This is a genomic window from Terrabacter sp. LjRoot27 (assembly GCF_964254175.1).
Lineage (GTDB): Bacteria > Actinomycetota > Actinomycetes > Actinomycetales > Dermatophilaceae > Terrabacter.
Genome location: NZ_CAXUSS020000001.1, coordinates 299,225 through 314,295, shown reverse-complemented (window position 1 = coordinate 314,295; position 15,071 = coordinate 299,225). Strand labels below are relative to the sequence as shown.

The window sequence follows — 15,071 nt, the reverse complement described above, 5'->3', positions numbered from 1 at the left end:
CGACCACTCGAGGTGAGAGAGCCGTCGAGTGGTCACTCCCGTACGCGGCGGGCGCGCTCGAGCCGGAGGGCGAGGAGGACGAGCACGCCGGCGACCAGACCCCAGAACGCCGCTCCGACCCCCGCGACCGTGATGCCCGACGCGGCCACGACGAGGGTGACGGCGCCGGCCTCGCGGGTCGAGGCGTCGGCGAGCGCAGCCGCCGCCGCACTCGCGAAGGTGCCGAGCAGCGCCAGCCCGGCGATGGTCTCGATGAGGCCCGCGGGCGCCGAACGCGCTGCGGCCGTGACGATCCCGGCGAGCGGACCGAACGCGAGGTAGGTGACGCCGCACGCGACCCCCGCGACCCAGCGCCGGCTCCGGTCCGGGTGCGCCTCGGGCCCGGCCGCGAGCGCGGCGGAGATCGCGGCGAGGTTGATCGCGTGCGCGCCGCCGACGGCCCCGAGGGCGCTCGCCCCGCCGGTGTAGAGCAGCGGCCCGCGGATGCCCGGCCGGTAGCCGAACGACGCGAGCACGGCCATCCCGGGGATGTTCTGGCTCGTCATCGTGACGATGAAGAGCGGGACCGCCACGGCGACGAGGGTCGTCGCGTCCCACGACGGCGCGACGAGGACGAGGGACGGCGCCGCACCGGAGAGGTCGAGGCGTCCGAAGACACCCTGCACCGCCATGACGACGAGCGCCGCGACGAGCGCGCCGATGACGGCCCAGCGCCGCGCGACGGCGACGAGGACGAGCCACGTCACCATGACCGGCGCGATGGCGGCCGGCGTCGCGACGACCGCCCGGAACGGCGCGACGCAGAGCGTGAGCAGCACCCCCGCGAGCATCGCGCTCGCGAGCGGCTTCGGGATGGACTCGACGAGCCGCTCGAGCGGCCGGACGAGACCGCACAGGGCCAGCAGCACTCCACAGACGACGAAAGCCCCCACCGCAGAGGCGAACCCACCGGCCGGCACCGTCGCGGCGGCGAGCAGCGCCGCGCCCGGCGTCGACCACGCCATGGTGATCGGCATCCGCAGCCGCCACGAGAAGAGCACGCAGCCGAGGCCCATCGTCACGCAGAGGACGAGCAGGCCCGACGCCGCCTGGTCCGGGTCGGCCCCGACGGCCTCGAGGCCGGTCAGCACGACGGCGAACGAGCTCGTGAAGCCGACGAGCCCGCAGACGACACCCGCCAGCACCGCGTGCGCGGTGGACCCGGCGGCGCGGGGGTGCGACGTCACCGGCGGGTCAGGGCAGGTGGGCGCTCGCGGCGAGCGCACGGCATACGTGGTCGTATGCCGTGGGGCTGCCGGCGGCGACCAGGCCCGGGGGCGCGATGTCGCGCGGTGAGTACGGGACGCCTGCGGTCGTGCCGAGCAGGCCGCCGGCCTCGGAGAGCAGGAGCGAGCCGGGCACGTGGTCCCACGGCGCGGCCTTCGCGTAGACGATGTAGTCGGCCTCGCCCTCGACGAGCTTGGGGTAGTCGATGCCGCACGACACCCACGTGAGGGTCATCGGCTCGAGGCCGTCGAGCGCCTGCCCGATCCACTTCCGTCGTGACGTGCGACCGCGCAGAGCCGCCGACGGCGGCTCGGGGATCGTCAGCCGGCGCGACCCGTCGGCGTCGTGGCGCCACGTCCCGGCGCCGCGCTCGGCGACGAAGCCGAGCTCGTGCTGCGGCTGCCAGATCCAGGCCCGCACGGCCTCGCCGTCGACGGTCTCGCTCACCATGACGGCGTGGTCCTTGGAGCCGTGGACGAAGTTCTTCGTGCCGTCGACGGGGTCGACGGTGAACGCGTGGTCGGCGACGGCATACCGCTCCATGAGCGCCGGGTCGCCCGCAAAGGTCTCCTCGCCGAGCACGACGGCGTCGGGGTAGGCGGAGCTGAGCGCAGCCGTGATGAGCACCTCGGCCTCGCGGTCGGCGTCGGTGACGAGGTCGCCCGGGCGCTTCTCGTGGATCTCGCCGGCGGCGAGCGCCCGGAACCGCGGGTTGATGACCTCCTCGGCCACGTCCTTGAGCAGGCTCAGCACCTCGTCGGTCTCCACGCCACCAACCTAGCGACCGACGGGCGGAGTCACCGGAGCGGTCTCAGGTGCTCGGGCACGTCGAGCCACCAGACGAGGGTGGCGCGGGCCTGCTCGGCCATCCCGTGCGGGTCCCGCCCCGGCTCGGGCAGGGCGTCCACGAGGGCCGCGACGAGGTCGTCCCGCCCGCGCATGCCGAGGGCGTAGACGAGGCCGCGCAGCAGCTGGACGTCGGACTCGTCCCGGCCGGTCGAGATGATCTCGGCGATCCGCCGGGCGACGGCCTCCTCGCGCTCGTCACGGCGTCGACCCACGGGTTCCTGCGTGTTTCCGACGACGTAGCCGGCCTCCTTGGCGACGTCGGGCGCGGAGTCGGGCGACAGTGCGACCCGCTCGAAGAGGTCGAGGTCCTCGCGCTGTCCCATCCACGTCAGCACGGTGACGCTCTCGTGCGCGGCGACGTGGTCGTGGCGCGCGAGGGCATCGGCGAAGGCCGCGGCGTGGACCCGGCCGATGACCCGCTTCTGCGGGGAGAGCATGAGGATGCCGAGGGCGTAGGACCGGTCCTCCTCGTTCGTCTCGCCGAGCGCGGTCTGCAGCAGCTCGCCGAGGATCGGCTCGTGGGCGGCCGCGTGCCCCTCGGTCGCCTCGAGCTCGGTCCGGATCCGCAGGTGGGCCTCGCGGATCGCCTGGGCCGTGATCGCCCGGCCGTTGCGGATGATCGAGGCCGCGGCCCGACGGTCCTCGGCCGTGAGTCCCGTCGCGACGCGGTGGCCGTCGGGTCCGAGGGTGCGCACGAGGTTGGCGGCGCCGCGGTGCACGAGGTAGGGGTGCGTGGGGTCGCGCAGGTGCTGGACCGCGAGCCGGATCGCCTCGAGCCGGGTCTCGGGGTCGAGGCCGGTGCCGCGCACGAGCGTCGTCAGCACGCTGAGGCAGGCCCGCAGCGAGCTGGCGTTCGTCGGCTCGCGGAGCTGGCCGACGAGGACGGAGAAGCCGCGCGGGGCGTCCATGAAGCGCAGGAGGCTGAGGGTGTCGACGTAGAACTGCGCGTCGGGTCGGCCCACCACCTCGGCGACGAGCGAGGCGACGACGCCGGCGCTGCGGGGGTGCCCGGCCAGACGGGCCATGGCCTCGTCGCGCTGCACGTAGTCGAGGTCGAGCGCGAGGCTGACCTCCTGGATGAGCCGGCGGATCAGTGCCTCCCAGTCGCCGGCCCGCACCATCGCGTGGGGCATCCGGCCCAGGTGGTCGGAGAGCCGGTCCCAGTCGCGGCCGCTCATCCGCTCGTCGGCGAGCGCCCGCTCGAGCAGCTCCAGGGTGCCGTCGACGTCGGGCGGCGTCGGCGGAGGGAGCGTGGCGGCCGGGCGCACGGGCTGGTGGGAGCGCGAGAAGAGGTCGACGGCGGCGAGCAGCTGCCCCTCGCGCAGGCCGAGCACCGTCTCGTAGCGGCGCACGAGCGACCGCGTCACCTCGACGCGGCCGTTCTCCCAGCGACCGACCTGGGCGCGGTGCACCGGCTCGGCCCGACCGGCGCCGTGGGCGAAGCCCGCCGCGCTGCGCAGGGCCGGGTCGGCGGCCTGCAGCCGGGCGTTGCGCAGGACCCACTGCACCTGCTCGTTCAGCACGCCGGCACCCGGGCGGGGACCCCTGTTGCGCGCGGCGTCCGCGTGCGCAACGAGGACGCGTCACGGCACACGACCTTCGTATCGTGACCACTGGCACCGGTGGGTCGGGACGGGAGTCGAGGCCAGGGGGAGACTCCCGTCCCACCACCGGCCTGTCGTCGCACGCCGCGCTCGGCCCCTGTCCCCACGGCAACCCTTCCTCGCGTCTCGAGCCGGTCGGCTCCCACACGCATCCTCCCCCGAGTTGCGGTGTCCAGGGTTGCCCGCAACGCCTGTTCGTCCGAGCGACCCATTGGGTACGGTAACCATCGGTACGCAGCCTGTGGAGGGGAAGCGGGCCTAGGGACCGGGAGCCAGCACGCTGGCTCCCGGTCCTTCTTCATATCGCGGTGACGAGGGCGTATGCCGGCTGGCAGGCTGACGCCGTGACCGAGACCTCCCAGCCGACCACCGTGACCCCCGACGTGACCCCAGACGTGACCCTGCTGACCGACGGCGTCGTGACGCTGCGCGCCCACTCGGTCGAGGACGCCGACGCGATCGTCGAGCAGAGCAGCGACCCCGAGAGCCTGCGGTGGACGACGGTCCCACGTCCCTACGCCCGCGAGGACGCACTGAGCTGGGTCGAGCACAACCTCGGCGCGTGGGGCGAGCCCGGGGGCACGCGGTCCTGGGCCATCGAGTGGACCGACGGGACGGGCACGGCCCGCTACGCCGGGACCATCGACCTGAGGCCCGGCGCCGCGCCGTCCGCCGGCGAGCTCGGCTTCGGGCTGCACCCGGACGCCCGCGGCCACGGCCTCATGTCCCGTGCGGTCCGGCTCGTCGTCGCCCACGCCTTCGCGACGCCCGTCTGGGGCGCCCCGGTGACCCGCGTCCACTGGCGCGCCGTCGTCGGCAACTGGGGCTCGCGGCGGGCCGCGTGGGCCGCGGGCTTCACCTTCCACGGCACGATCCCGGGCAGCCACCCCGACCCCGAGGGCGGGACCGAGGCGCTCGACACGTGGACCGGCAGCATCACCCCGGGCGACCCGCTCGAACCGCGGAACCCGTGGTTCGCCGCGACACCGGCCGAGGGTGAGCGGGTGCGGCTGCGGCCCTGGCGGCTCGACGACGTCGACGCGATCGAGCCGCGTGACGACGACCCCGAGCACTGGATGCCGGCCCGGTCGGTCCTGCGACCCGAGACCTTCCCGGCGTGGCTGCGCACCCGGCAGGAGCGGATGTCCGAGGGCACGGCGATCGACTGGTGCGTCGCCGACCCCGACACCGACCGCGCCCTCGGCGGGGTCACCCTCTTCAGCCGCGGCGGGGCGATCACCGACACGGCCGAGCTCGGCTACCAGTTCTTCCCCAGCGCCCGCGGCCGCGGCGCCGCCAAGGAGGCGGCCCGGCTCGCCGTCGCCCATGCGCTGGCCCCGACGAGCGAGGGCGGCCTCGGCGTGCGCCGTCTCGTCGGCGAGACCGCGGCCGACAACGAGGCGAGCAACGCCGTGCTGCGCTCGGTCGGCTTCGTGGAGTTCGGCCGCGAGCACGCGGTCGACCGCGTCGCCGGCGGCGGCTGGGGCGACGGCCTGCACTGGGAGCTGCTGCCGCCCGGCGCCAACGACTGACCCTGGACAGGGCGCCCCTGTCGGGGGCCGTGCGGGTATGCCACCGTTGACGAAGCGCCGCCGGCCAGCCACCGGGCGGCGCGCCTGACGGAAGGACACGCGATGAGACTCGGGCACGAGCAGGAGCTCGACGCACCGCGGAGCGTGGTCTGGACGAACTTCATGGACCTGCGCCGGATCGGCCGGTGCTTCCCCGGGGCGAAGGTCACGCAGGTCGACGGCGACGACTTCGTCGGCGAGATCAAGGCCAAGCTCGGGCCGCTGTCGATGTACTTCGACGGCACCGGGTCGATGGTCGAGCGCGACGAGAAGGGCGGCCGGGCGCGCCTGACGGCCTCGGGCCAGGAGCGCCACGGCCTCGGCAAGGCGACCATCGACATCACGCTGACGCTGCACCCGGTCGCCGGTGACGACGACCGCACCCGCGCGCACCTCGTGACCGACCTCGTCTTCCTCGGCTTCCCGATGGACTTCGGCACCGGCCTCGTCCAGCGCGCCTCCGACCCGCTCATCGAGCGCTTCCTCACGTGCATGTCGGTGTCGGGGCCGGTCCCGGACGCCGAGGCGGACGACGACAGCTCGCTCGACCTCGTCCGCTCGGCGACCGACCTCCTCGGCTCCTTCCGGCGCGACCGCCGCGAGCGCAAACGGCGATGAGGGTCGCCGTCGTCGGCGCGAGCGGCTACGTCGGGTCCCGGCTCGTCCCCGAGCTGCTCCGCCGCGGCCACGACGTCGTGGCCACCCACCACCGGAGCCCGGCGACGGCATACCCGTGGTCCGGTGACGTCGAGTGGCGGCGCGTCGACGTCCACGACGAGGAGCGTGTCCTCGAGGCGCTCGAGGGCGTCGACGCGGTCTGCTACCTCGTGCACGGCCTCGACGCCGACGACTTCAGGCAGCGCGACCGGCAGGCCGCCGACAACGTCGCTTACGCCGCGGGCGTCGTCGGCGCGAGCCGCCTCGTCTACTTCTCGGGCATCGTGCCCGACCTGCCCGACGACGAGCTCTCGGACCACCTGCTCTCGCGGCTCGAGGTCGAGGAGATCCTCGCGACGGCTGACTGCTCGGTGCTGACCCTCCGGGCCTCGATGGTCGTCGGCGCCGGGTCGACGAGCTTCGAGGTGATGCGGCAGATGTCGACCCGGCTCGGGGTCGTGCAGACCGTGCCGGCCTGGATGGGCAGCTCGGTCATCCAGCCGGTGGCCGTGGCGGACGCCGTGTGGTTCCTCGCCGAGGCGCTCGAGCGGCCCGACGTGACGGGACACCTCGACGTCGTCGGCCCCGACCGGCTCAGCTACGTCTCCCTGCTGCGGACGTATGCCGCCCGCGCCCGGCTGCTGCGGGTGCAGGTGCCCGTGTGGCTGGCCCCCGTCGAGACCGTCGCCCGCGTGGCCGGCGCCCTCGTCGACGTGCCGAGCGGCACGGTGGAGTCGCTCATCCCGAGCCTCGGGCACGACATGGTCGGCGACCGCGACGCGGCCGACGTGCTCGGTGAGCCACCGGGCGGGCGGCTCGGTGTCTCCGACGCGGTGACCCGGTCGCTCGCGACGACACGGGCCGGCGACGGGGCCCCCGACGGGGCCTCGCTCGACGGCGACCCCCAGGCGCCGTCGGCGGGCGACCCGTCGTGGTCCCGGCACCGGTCGGTCCTCGACTGGGCGTGGTCGACCGCCCGCGGACGCTAGCGGGCGATGTAGCCCCCGTCGATGTAGAGCTCGAGACCGGTGACGAAGGCCGCGTCGTCGCTCACGAGGTAGGCCACACCGGCCGCGATCTCCTCGGGCCGGCCGAGCCGGCCCATCGGGGTCAGGTCGATCATCGCCTGCTCGAACGGGGTGCCGCGCGCGGCGTCGAGGATCGGGGTGTCGATGAAGCCGGGGTGGACCGAGTTGACGCGCACGCCCTCGGTGGCCCAGTGCAGGGCGACGTTCTTCGTCAGCGTCCGGACCGCGCCCTTGGCGGCGTGGTAGGCGGGCGAGGTGCCGAAGCCGCCGCTCGTGCCGAAGATCGAGCTGATGTTGACGACGGTTCCGTGGCCCGAGGCCTTGAGCTGGTCGGCGGCGGTCCTCATGCCGAGGAAGACACCGGTCTGGTCGATGGCGATGGTGCGCTCCCAGTCGGCGAGGCTCGTGTCCTCGATGGGGGCCAGGTCACCCATCCCGGCGTTGTTGACGAGGATGTCGAGCGACCCGAACGCCTCGACCGCCCTGGCGACGGCGGCCTCCCAGTCGGCCTCGCTCGTGACGTCGTGCCGGAGGAACTCGACGCGCGCTCCGGAGGCCTTGAGCTCCTCGGTCGTCGTGGCCCCGAGGGTCTCGTTGACGTCGGTCAGCAGGACCGCTGCGCCCTCGTCGGCGAGTCGCCCCGCCGTCGCCTTGCCGATGCCGCTCGCCGCGCCCGTCACCAGCGCCACGCGTCCGTCGAGTCGCTTCATGGTGATCACTCCAGTTCAGTTGTGGGGCAGGCGCTCCGCCTGCCTCTCCAGTCTCTGCCGGTCGCGGCCGGAGCGCAGTTCCCCGCGTCACAGATCGGCCGACGTGACCGACGAGACAGTGGCCGGCGGGACGTTCCGTGACGTTCGCGGACATGTCGGGCAGACGGGCCGCAAGGCCGGCGAATCAGGGTCGATCGGGGTCGATTTCGGGGTCGACCCCGGTTGCGGGCGAGGGGTGCCGGGTATGACTGTGGATGCAGTGAGCCGACGAGGGTCGGACCAGTGCGAGACGAGGAGACACCGTGTCATTCGGTGAGCAGCTGAAGAGCAAGGCGGACGAGGTCCACCTGCAGGAGAAGGCCAAGGACTTCGGCGACGCGGTCGTCGAGATGGCCAAGGCCGCGATGTCGGTTGCCGCGGGCTACGCCCACGACAACCGGGGCAAGGTCGACGGGGCCCTCGACAAGGCCGAGGCCAAGATCGACGAGAAGACCGGCGGCAAGCACGCCGACACCGTGACCAAGGTCCGTGCCTCGGTCGACAAGGGCATCGACAAGCTCGTCGAGCATCACGACCAGGCGGCTCCTCCCACCCCGGCCGCCTCTGCCGTGCCCGACGACAAGCACAGCGCCTTCGACGAGGACACCCCCGCCGGCAACCCCACCTGAGCCGGCACCTCCCAGGGCCGTATGCCGCCGAGACCCCCTCGGCGGCATACGGCTTCGTCGTGTGCGGGGTGCGTCGGCCGCGTCAGCGGGCGTCGACGGCGATGTCGCCGGACCCGGTCCGGATCCGCAGCGTCGTGGTGCTGCCCGGGTTGGTCGGGACGCTGACCTCCGTGTCGCCGGACCCCGTCTCGGTGTCCACGGCATACACGGCGTCCTGTGGCAGGCGCACCGAGACCTCGCCCGACCCCGTCCTGAGCGACACGGGCGAGACCGCACTCGCGAGCTCGACGTCGATGTCCCCGCTGCCCGCCTCGGCCGTGACCTGCTCGGCCCCGAGATCTGCCGTCTCGATGTCCCCGGAGCCCGCCTTGAGCGTGACGCCGCCGAGGGAGCCGGTCAGCGTGATGTCGCCGGACCCGGTGTCGACCGTGACGTCGGCCGCGTCAGGGACGACGACGACGTAGTCCACCGAGCACCAGGCAACGAGGCCGCGGCACTCCGCGTCGACGGTGAGCGTCGTGCCGGTCCACTGCTCTCGCGGCGTCGGCTCGCTCGATCCCGGACCCCACGACAGGTGTCGGCTGACCTGGACCGTGCCCGCCGCGCCGCCGCCGCGGACCTCGATGTCGCTCGCCCCACCCCTGATCGTCAGGGCACCGACAGGCTGCTCGTAGGTCTGGTGCTGGTCGACGCTCCGCCAGAGACCACCGGTTGCCGCGCCCCACGTCGTGACGCCGGCGGCACCCGCGAGGACGAGGGTCGCCCCGAGTCCGGCGAGGAGCCACCACGGACGTGCTGACGGGGTGGCCGGTCCACCACCGGCGCCGTTCGGGCCGCCGGGCGAGCCGGCGGGCGCGCCGACGGCCGGCTCGGCCGTCAGGGTCGGCCGGAGCCAGGAGTCGCCGTAGGGCTCGGCGCCGGGCAGCGAGTCGCCGTGGACGCGGTCGTCGGGGACGGACGACGGCTGGGTCGTCTGGGGGTTCGTCGGGTCGTGCACGGACATGGTGGGTCCCCTATTCCGAGAGGTACTGGAGCACGGCCAGGACGCGGCGGTGGTCGCCCGCCGTGGTCGGCATGTCGAGCTTGGTGAAGATGGCGTTGACGTGCTTGGCGATCGCGCTCTCGCTCACGTGCAGGGCGCGGGCGATGCCGGTGTTGGAGCGACCCTCGGCCATGAGCGAGAGCGTCTCGCGCTCGCGGTCGGTGAGGCGCTGCAGGGGGCTCTTGTCGCGCCGCAGCAACAGCTGGGCGACGACCTCGGGGTCGAGCGCCGTGCCCCCGCCCGCGACGCGGCGCAGCGAGTCGACGAACTCGTCGACGTCGGCGACGCGGTCCTTGAGGAGGTAGCCGACGGCGGAGGTGGTGCTCGCGAGGAGGTCGGCGGCATACCGCTCCTCGACGTACTGGCTGAGGATGAGCAGCGCGACCTCGGGCCACTGGGCGCGGATGACGAGCGCGGCGCGCAGCCCCTCGTCGGTGTGGCTCGGCGGCATCCGCACGTCGAGCAGGGCGAGGTCGGGCCGGTGCCGCTCGACGGCCACGAGTGCTGCCTCGGCGTCGCCCACGGCCTCGACGACCTCGATGCCGTTGGCGGCGAGCAGACGGATCAGCCCGTCCCGCAGGAGGATCGAGTCCTCGGCGATCACGACCCGCATGGCATCTCCGCCCTGAGCACGGTGGGACCGCCGACCGGACTGGTCACGGTGAGGGTGCCGTCGACGGACGCCACCCGGTTGGTCAGCCCGGTGAGCCCCGATCCGGCGCCCGTCGCGGCGCCGCCCTGGCCGTCGTCGCTGACCTCGACGACGAGGTGGTCGGCGTCCGAGGTGACGCGGACGGCGGCGCGGGTGGCTCCGGAGTGCTTCGCGACGTTGGTCAGGGCCTCCGACACGACGAAGTAGGCGACGGCCTCGAGCGTCCGCGGGGGACGCCGGGCGAGGAGCACGTGCAGGCTCGTCGGCACGGGCGCCCGGGCGACGATGCCCGACAGGGCCGCGTCGAGCCCCCGCTCGTCGAGCACCGCGGGGTGGAGGCCGCGGACGAAGCCGCGCAGCTCGGCGAGCGCCTGCTTCGCCTCGTCGTGCGCCTCCTCGATGGCCCGGCGCGTCTCGGGTGGCGCATCGGGTGCCAGCGCCGAGCGGGCCATCCCGAGGTTGAGCGCGAGCGAGGTGAGGCGCTGCTGGGCGCCGTCGTGGAGGTCGCGCTCGATGCGGCGACGCTCGGCGTCGGCGGCGTCGATGACGCCGGCGCGGGTCTGCTCGAGCGCCGTGACCCGCGGGGAGAGCTGCTCGCCGCGCGTCTCGCCGAGCATCGGGCGCAGGACCACGAGGTCGAGGGCGGCGAGCCAGCGGGCCACCCGCGGGGCGAGGACGAGGAGGCCGAAGCCGACGGCGGTCGACACCCAGATCCGTCCGACCCCCTGGAGGAGACCGCCGGGCAGGGCGAGCACCTCGGGGCTGATCCGCGACCAGAGCGGCGAGGTGACGAGCACGAGGCCGCCACCCCAGCAGGACGCGACGACCGCGGCCGACGCCGCGAGCAGGGTGGGGCCGACGAACGCGTGGTACGCCAGCTGCCGCCACGTCGTCGCCCGGCCCAGCCGCGCCAGCCAGCCGCGCCATCCCGGCTCGACCGGTGCGGCCGGCGCGCCGACGACGACGCCGAGCAGTGCTGCGGCCCGGGCGCGGTGCCAGCGGCTCAGCCCCTCCGACACGAGCAGGAGCAGCCCGACGAACGCGACACCGACGACGACGACGAGCAGTCCCGTCGCGAGGCTCGCGAGCGTCCACACCACCGGCGCCGCCAGCGCACCGACGACCCCGCCGAGCACGACGTATGCCGTGTGGCGGGGTGCGAGGCGCTGCTCGACGCGGGCGGGGATCGTGGTCACGCGACCACGGTAGGGGTCCGTGGGCACGCCGGACCATGACGTGGGTGACCGGCCGGGGGTGGAGAAAAGTACAGGGCGGTCCGGTGCCGAAGGGGCTGCCGCCGGGAGGCGGTGTCCACCATGCTGGGAGGGAGCCCCGGTCAGCCCGACGACCGTCCACCACTCGGAGGCCCCCATGACGCAGCAGCCCGACCAGCCGGTCCCCCCGGCACCGCGCGAGATCCCCGCGGGTTGGTATCCCGACCCGGAGGGCAAGCCCCAGTCGCGCTACTGGGACGGCGACTCGTGGACCGACCAGCTCGGCCCGCTCCTCCCACCCGCGCCGACGCCCGTCCAGGCCGCGCCCTCCCTCGCGGCGGCCTTCGTGCCGGTGGCCCTCGACGCCGAGGGGCAGCCCGTGAGCGACCGCTCGAGGCTCGCGGCGGCGCTGCTCTGCTTCTTCGTCGGGGTCCTCGGCGTGCACCGCTTCTACGTCGGCAAGGTCGGCACCGGCATCCTGCAGCTCGTCACCTTCGGCGGGCTCGGGGTCTGGGCGCTCGTCGATCTCATCCTCATCCTCGTCGGGAGCTTCCGCGACAAGCAGGAGCGGCTGCTCGTCAACTGGTGACCACGCAGTACCTGCGCGAATGCGCTTGCGTGTCAAGCGAATTGCGAGGGCCACCGACGGCGTCCGATTTGCCCGCGTCGGGCCGTGTTTGGTCTAGGTAGGTCGACTCAACCCGAGCGTCAGGCGTATCTTCCGGCGGTCCTGCTCCATCTGAGGTCTCGACAGTTCGACCTCACAAGGAGCAACCACCATGTCGCAGTACGTCCTCGACGGTCCCGGCAAGCCCGGGACCCACCGATCCACCCCGTCCACCCGCCTCGGCACCCTCCGCGGCACCGTGACGGGCGTCGCCACCACCGCCGTCGACCGCCTCCAGGCGTTCCTCGTGGCCTACAGCCTCCAGGCCCTGCGGATCAGCCTCGGGCTGGTCTTCCTCGGCTTCGGCGTCATCAAGTTCGTCCCGGGTCTCAGCCCGGCCGAGGCCATCGCCTCGGCGACGATCGACCGGCTGACCTTCGGCCTCGTCTCGGGCCACACCGCGGTGCTGCTCACCGCCGTCACCGAGACGGTCATCGGCCTGACCCTCGTCACCGGCAGGTTCCTGCGGCTCGGCATCGTCGTCCTCGGTGGAGCGCTCATCGGGATCATGTCGCCGCTGGCCCTCTTCACGGCCGAGCTCTTCCCGCACGGCCCGACGCTGATGGGCCAGTACGTCCTCAAGGACATCGTCCTGGCCGCCTCGGCCCTCGTCGTCGCCGCCTACGCCCTCGGGGCCCGGCTGCACGCCGGCTCGGACGACTGACGAAACCGCATCACCCAGCCGCCGCTGGGTGCACCCTGATGGTGATGGGGCGCACCCAGCGGCAGAGAGAAGGAGCCCGCAGATGACCGCGCTGACCACGATCCCCGCGCCGGGCCACGGCGCACCCCGCCCGCACCTCGTCGACGTCCCCATGGACTACCGGCTGCACGGGCGCGGTCGCCGCCGCGACAGCCACCGCTTCCCGGCCGCGACCTACCTGTGCCGCAGCGTCGCCCGTGAGGAGCGCGCCATCGCCCAGGAGGCGCTCGACGCGACCGACCGGTCCGCGTCGCGTCGCATCGGCGGCCTCGGAGGCGTCGTCGCGCTGCTCTTCGTCGCCGTCCTCGCCCTGCTCGCCACCGGTCGCGCGGACACGCGCGCTGGCGTCCTGACCCTCGTGGCCCTCGGTGGCCTCCTCGTCGTCGTCATCGTGGTGCTCGTCGCGGTGCTGCGCAGCCACGAGCGCGAGCACGACGTCCTCGCCGAGCGGGTGCGGATGTACGACGCGCGCCTGCTCGAGCTGCGTCCGCGACGCTGACCTCCCGACGAGCCCGCCTCGGGCACCCGCGAGAGCACACGGCATACGCCATCACGACGGCCGGGACACGCTGGCGCCACACGGCCACGGTCCCGGCCGTCTCGACATACTGACGGCATGACCGAACACGTGACCATCACGACCGACGCCGGCGAGATGCCCGCGCACCTCTGGCTCCCTCCGACCGGGCACGGGCCGGGGATCGTCGTGCTGCAGGAGATCTTCGGCGTCAGCGACTACATCCAGCGCCGCGGCGCCCAGCTCGCCGAGCAGGGCTACGTCGTCGTGGCACCCGAGATCTTCTGGCGCCTCGGCGTCACCTCGCCCGTCGAGGGCGACGACGCGCTCCAGCAGGGCATGGGCCTCGTGCAGCGCCTCGACTGGCAGGCCGCCGTCACCGACGCCGCGGCGACGGTCGAGTGGCTGCGCGACCGCGACGAGGTCACCGCCGGTGTCGGCGCCGTCGGCTTCTGCTTCGGCGGGGGCCTCGGCTTCAACGTGGCCGCACACCTCGAGTCCGACGGCTCCGCGCCGCTCGACGCGCTCGTCAGCTACTACGGCTCGGCGCTCCCCGGCCTCCACGACGTCATGACGGTGACGGCCCCGAGCCTGCACCACTTCGGGCTCGCCGACTCCTTCATCGACACCGAGACGGTGCGCCGCATCGAGGCCTCCGTGACCGAGCAGCCCGCGACCGTCTTCGAGACGTATGCCGGCGCCGACCACGCCTTCGACAACGACGACATGCCGTGGCACGACCCGGCGTCCTCGGCGCTCGCGTGGGCGACGACGACCGAGTTCCTCCGCGAGCGGCTGCCCGTCGGCTGAGCGTCTCCCCCCTGCCGACGGAACGAGCCGGACCCAGCCACACCACCGACCCAGGAGCACCTCCCATGACGCAGTTCCTCCTCTCCGTCCACCACCGCGAGGGCGACGCCATGCCCTCCGAGGACGAGATCCAGCACATGTACGCCGCCGTCGACGCCTTCAACCGGAAGCTGCAGGAGACCGGGGCGTGGGTCCACGCCGGCGGGCTCACCGACGTGAGCCAGGCCAAGGTCGTCGACGCGTCGGCCGGCGCCGGGTCGGTCACCGACGGCCCGTTCAGCGAGGCCCGTGAGTGGCTCGGCGGCTTCTGGATCGTCGAGGCCGCCGACCTCGACGCCGCCCTGGCCCTGGCCCGGGAGGGCTCGGCGGCGTGTCACGGTCCCGTCGAGGTGCGGGCCCTGCAGGACGAGTGACCTCGCACCCAACCGTCGCGGACGGCCCCGGCACCGTGCCGCTGGGGCCGTTTGCGGGTGTTCGTGGCGGTCCGGACGGCCACCTACCGGACCAGCCGCCGCCGACCGGGTGGGCAGGTGCCCGAGCGGGTATGGCCGGGTGGGCTGCTGTTGCCGCCCCGCCCCAGACCGTCGAGGAGTACCCGTGAAGCTGCACCTGGTCGAGGCCGTGGCTCCCGGCCTCGCCGCGCGCATCGCGGGCGCCGAGCGAGGGGACGCGCGACGTTTCGCCTTCCGCGTCGCACGCCTCGCGTGCGCCGTCGCCGGTGTGCACGACCGCAACGCCCTCGAGGTCGCCCGGAGCGGTCTCGAGCACTATCCCGAGATCGACGACCTCGTCGCGCTCTGGGACCTCGAGCGCGACCTCGACTCCGCCTGCGAAGCCAACCTCGGCACCCACCCCAGCACGTGCAACCTCGACGAGCTCCGCCAGCACGACGAGTGCGTCGAGGCGCGCGCCGTCGCCGCGGTCATCGCGGCCCTCAAGCCCGACGCGCTCGTGGCGGCCCGGCACGCCACGCACGAGGCGCTCGCCGCCGGGTGCGAGACCGCTGCGCTCGTGGCCATCGCCGACGAGGTCCTCTGACGCTTCGGCCCCACGGGTCCACTCCCTGAGGTCCTCGGCTGTCCACGCAGGCTGCCACTGGGTAGGGGGACCGTG

17 protein-coding genes are annotated in these 15,071 nt (G+C 73.8%); 10 read left to right on the top strand and 7 right to left on the bottom strand.

Annotated elements, in window-relative coordinates:
* Positions 1 to 32: 32 nt before the first annotated feature.
* Genes ACSQ2D_RS01395 through ACSQ2D_RS01385 form a run of 3 tightly spaced genes read right to left on the bottom strand, consistent with a single transcriptional unit; the run spans position 33 to position 3,638 of the window.
* Positions 33 to 1,226, bottom strand: coding sequence for a benzoate/H(+) symporter BenE family transporter (locus ACSQ2D_RS01395; protein WP_435984232.1), 1,194 nt, complete (start codon positions 1,224 to 1,226; stop codon positions 33 to 35).
* 7 nt (positions 1,227 to 1,233) lie between these two features.
* Positions 1,234 to 2,034 carry an inositol monophosphatase family protein gene (locus ACSQ2D_RS01390; protein ID WP_435984231.1) on the bottom strand — a complete coding sequence of 267 codons (801 nt, stop codon included), beginning with the start codon at positions 2,032 to 2,034 and terminating at the stop codon, positions 1,234 to 1,236.
* A gap of 29 nt (positions 2,035 to 2,063) precedes the next feature.
* The gene (locus ACSQ2D_RS01385; protein ID WP_435984230.1) at positions 2,064 to 3,638 is read right to left on the bottom strand and encodes a hypothetical protein; all 1,575 of its coding nucleotides are present in this window, start codon (positions 3,636 to 3,638) and stop codon (positions 2,064 to 2,066) included.
* Between the two features lie 425 nt (positions 3,639 to 4,063).
* Between ACSQ2D_RS01385 and ACSQ2D_RS01380 the strand changes: the two genes are divergently transcribed.
* The 3 genes from ACSQ2D_RS01380 to ACSQ2D_RS01370 all read left to right on the top strand — a co-directional run bounded on the left by ACSQ2D_RS01380 (position 4,064) and on the right by ACSQ2D_RS01370 (position 6,936).
* A complete protein-coding gene (locus ACSQ2D_RS01380) occupies positions 4,064 to 5,251 on the top strand; it encodes a GNAT family N-acetyltransferase (protein WP_435984229.1) in 1,188 nt (395 codons plus the stop codon).
* 102 nt (positions 5,252 to 5,353) lie between these two features.
* Positions 5,354 to 5,908 carry an SRPBCC domain-containing protein gene (locus ACSQ2D_RS01375; RefSeq protein ID WP_435984228.1) on the top strand — a complete coding sequence of 185 codons (555 nt, stop codon included), beginning with the start codon at positions 5,354 to 5,356 and terminating at the stop codon, positions 5,906 to 5,908.
* Positions 5,905 to 6,936 carry an NAD(P)H-binding protein gene (locus tag ACSQ2D_RS01370; RefSeq protein ID WP_435984227.1) on the top strand — a complete coding sequence of 344 codons (1,032 nt, stop codon included), beginning with the start codon at positions 5,905 to 5,907 and terminating at the stop codon, positions 6,934 to 6,936. Before ACSQ2D_RS01375 ends, ACSQ2D_RS01370 begins: the two co-directional genes overlap by 4 nt.
* Here the strand turns inward: ACSQ2D_RS01370 and ACSQ2D_RS01365 are convergent.
* Positions 6,933 to 7,685 (bottom strand): SDR family NAD(P)-dependent oxidoreductase, encoded by a 753-nt coding sequence (locus tag ACSQ2D_RS01365; RefSeq protein ID WP_435984226.1) that lies wholly within the window; start codon positions 7,683 to 7,685, stop codon positions 6,933 to 6,935. The two genes, ACSQ2D_RS01370 and ACSQ2D_RS01365, sit on opposite strands and share 4 nt — an antisense overlap.
* A gap of 302 nt (positions 7,686 to 7,987) precedes the next feature.
* Here ACSQ2D_RS01365 and ACSQ2D_RS01360 point away from each other — a divergent pair, with 302 nt between their 5' ends.
* The gene (locus ACSQ2D_RS01360; protein WP_435984225.1) at positions 7,988 to 8,353 is read left to right on the top strand and encodes an antitoxin; all 366 of its coding nucleotides are present in this window, start codon (positions 7,988 to 7,990) and stop codon (positions 8,351 to 8,353) included.
* A gap of 82 nt (positions 8,354 to 8,435) precedes the next feature.
* Here ACSQ2D_RS01360 and ACSQ2D_RS01355 read toward each other — a convergent pair whose 3' ends face one another.
* From ACSQ2D_RS01355 to ACSQ2D_RS01345, 3 genes are read right to left on the bottom strand one after another with little or no spacing between them, the layout of a single operon-like run.
* Complete coding sequence (locus ACSQ2D_RS01355; RefSeq protein ID WP_435984224.1) at positions 8,436 to 9,356, bottom strand: DUF4097 family beta strand repeat-containing protein; 921 nt, start codon at positions 9,354 to 9,356, stop codon at positions 8,436 to 8,438.
* Positions 9,357 to 9,366: 10 nt separating this feature from the next.
* Entirely contained in the window at positions 9,367 to 10,008 is a 642-nt protein-coding gene (locus tag ACSQ2D_RS01350) for a response regulator transcription factor (protein ID WP_435984223.1), read from the bottom strand.
* The gene (locus tag ACSQ2D_RS01345; protein WP_435984222.1) at positions 9,996 to 11,243 is read right to left on the bottom strand and encodes a sensor histidine kinase; all 1,248 of its coding nucleotides are present in this window, start codon (positions 11,241 to 11,243) and stop codon (positions 9,996 to 9,998) included. Before ACSQ2D_RS01345 ends, ACSQ2D_RS01350 begins: the two co-directional genes overlap by 13 nt.
* Positions 11,244 to 11,418: 175 nt before the next feature.
* Between ACSQ2D_RS01345 and ACSQ2D_RS01340 the strand changes: the two genes are divergently transcribed.
* From ACSQ2D_RS01340 to ACSQ2D_RS01315, 6 genes are all read left to right on the top strand, one after another.
* A complete protein-coding gene (locus tag ACSQ2D_RS01340) occupies positions 11,419 to 11,850 on the top strand; it encodes an NINE protein (RefSeq protein WP_435984221.1) in 432 nt (143 codons plus the stop codon).
* A gap of 190 nt (positions 11,851 to 12,040) precedes the next feature.
* Positions 12,041 to 12,592: a DoxX family membrane protein gene (locus ACSQ2D_RS01335; protein ID WP_435984220.1), complete on the top strand. Its 552-nt coding sequence runs from the start codon at positions 12,041 to 12,043 to the stop codon at positions 12,590 to 12,592.
* An 82-nt stretch (positions 12,593 to 12,674) separates the two neighbouring features.
* Positions 12,675 to 13,130, top strand: coding sequence for a hypothetical protein (locus tag ACSQ2D_RS01330; protein WP_435984219.1), 456 nt, complete (start codon positions 12,675 to 12,677; stop codon positions 13,128 to 13,130).
* Between the two features lie 117 nt (positions 13,131 to 13,247).
* Positions 13,248 to 13,958, top strand: a complete 711-nt coding sequence (locus ACSQ2D_RS01325; protein WP_435984218.1) for a dienelactone hydrolase family protein — start codon at positions 13,248 to 13,250, stop codon at positions 13,956 to 13,958.
* A gap of 65 nt (positions 13,959 to 14,023) precedes the next feature.
* Positions 14,024 to 14,371 carry a YciI family protein gene (locus ACSQ2D_RS01320; protein WP_435984217.1) on the top strand — a complete coding sequence of 116 codons (348 nt, stop codon included), beginning with the start codon at positions 14,024 to 14,026 and terminating at the stop codon, positions 14,369 to 14,371.
* A 184-nt stretch (positions 14,372 to 14,555) separates the two neighbouring features.
* On the top strand, positions 14,556 to 14,996 hold the full coding sequence (locus ACSQ2D_RS01315) for a hypothetical protein (RefSeq protein ID WP_435984216.1): 441 nt from the start codon (positions 14,556 to 14,558) through the stop codon (positions 14,994 to 14,996).
* Positions 14,997 to 15,071: the final 75 nt, after the last annotated feature.

Excerpts from the sequence above, each read along its gene's own strand:
- ACSQ2D_RS01375 (WP_435984228.1), top strand. The coding sequence starts at position 5,354 with ATGAGACTCGGGCACGAGCAGGAGCTCGACGCACCGCGGAGCGTGGTC.
- ACSQ2D_RS01370 (WP_435984227.1), top strand. The coding sequence starts at position 5,905 with ATGAGGGTCGCCGTCGTCGGCGCGAGCGGCTACGTCGGGTCCCGGCTC.
- ACSQ2D_RS01365 (WP_435984226.1), bottom strand. The coding sequence starts at position 7,685 with ATGAAGCGACTCGACGGACGCGTGGCGCTGGTGACGGGCGCGGCGAGC.
- ACSQ2D_RS01355 (WP_435984224.1), bottom strand. The coding sequence starts at position 9,356 with ATGTCCGTGCACGACCCGACGAACCCCCAGACGACCCAGCCGTCGTCC.
- ACSQ2D_RS01350 (WP_435984223.1), bottom strand. The coding sequence starts at position 10,008 with ATGCGGGTCGTGATCGCCGAGGACTCGATCCTCCTGCGGGACGGGCTG.
- ACSQ2D_RS01340 (WP_435984221.1), top strand. The coding sequence starts at position 11,419 with ATGACGCAGCAGCCCGACCAGCCGGTCCCCCCGGCACCGCGCGAGATC.
- ACSQ2D_RS01335 (WP_435984220.1), top strand. The coding sequence starts at position 12,041 with ATGTCGCAGTACGTCCTCGACGGTCCCGGCAAGCCCGGGACCCACCGA.
- ACSQ2D_RS01330 (WP_435984219.1), top strand. The coding sequence starts at position 12,675 with ATGACCGCGCTGACCACGATCCCCGCGCCGGGCCACGGCGCACCCCGC.
- ACSQ2D_RS01325 (WP_435984218.1), top strand. The coding sequence starts at position 13,248 with ATGACCGAACACGTGACCATCACGACCGACGCCGGCGAGATGCCCGCG.
- ACSQ2D_RS01320 (WP_435984217.1), top strand. The coding sequence starts at position 14,024 with ATGACGCAGTTCCTCCTCTCCGTCCACCACCGCGAGGGCGACGCCATG.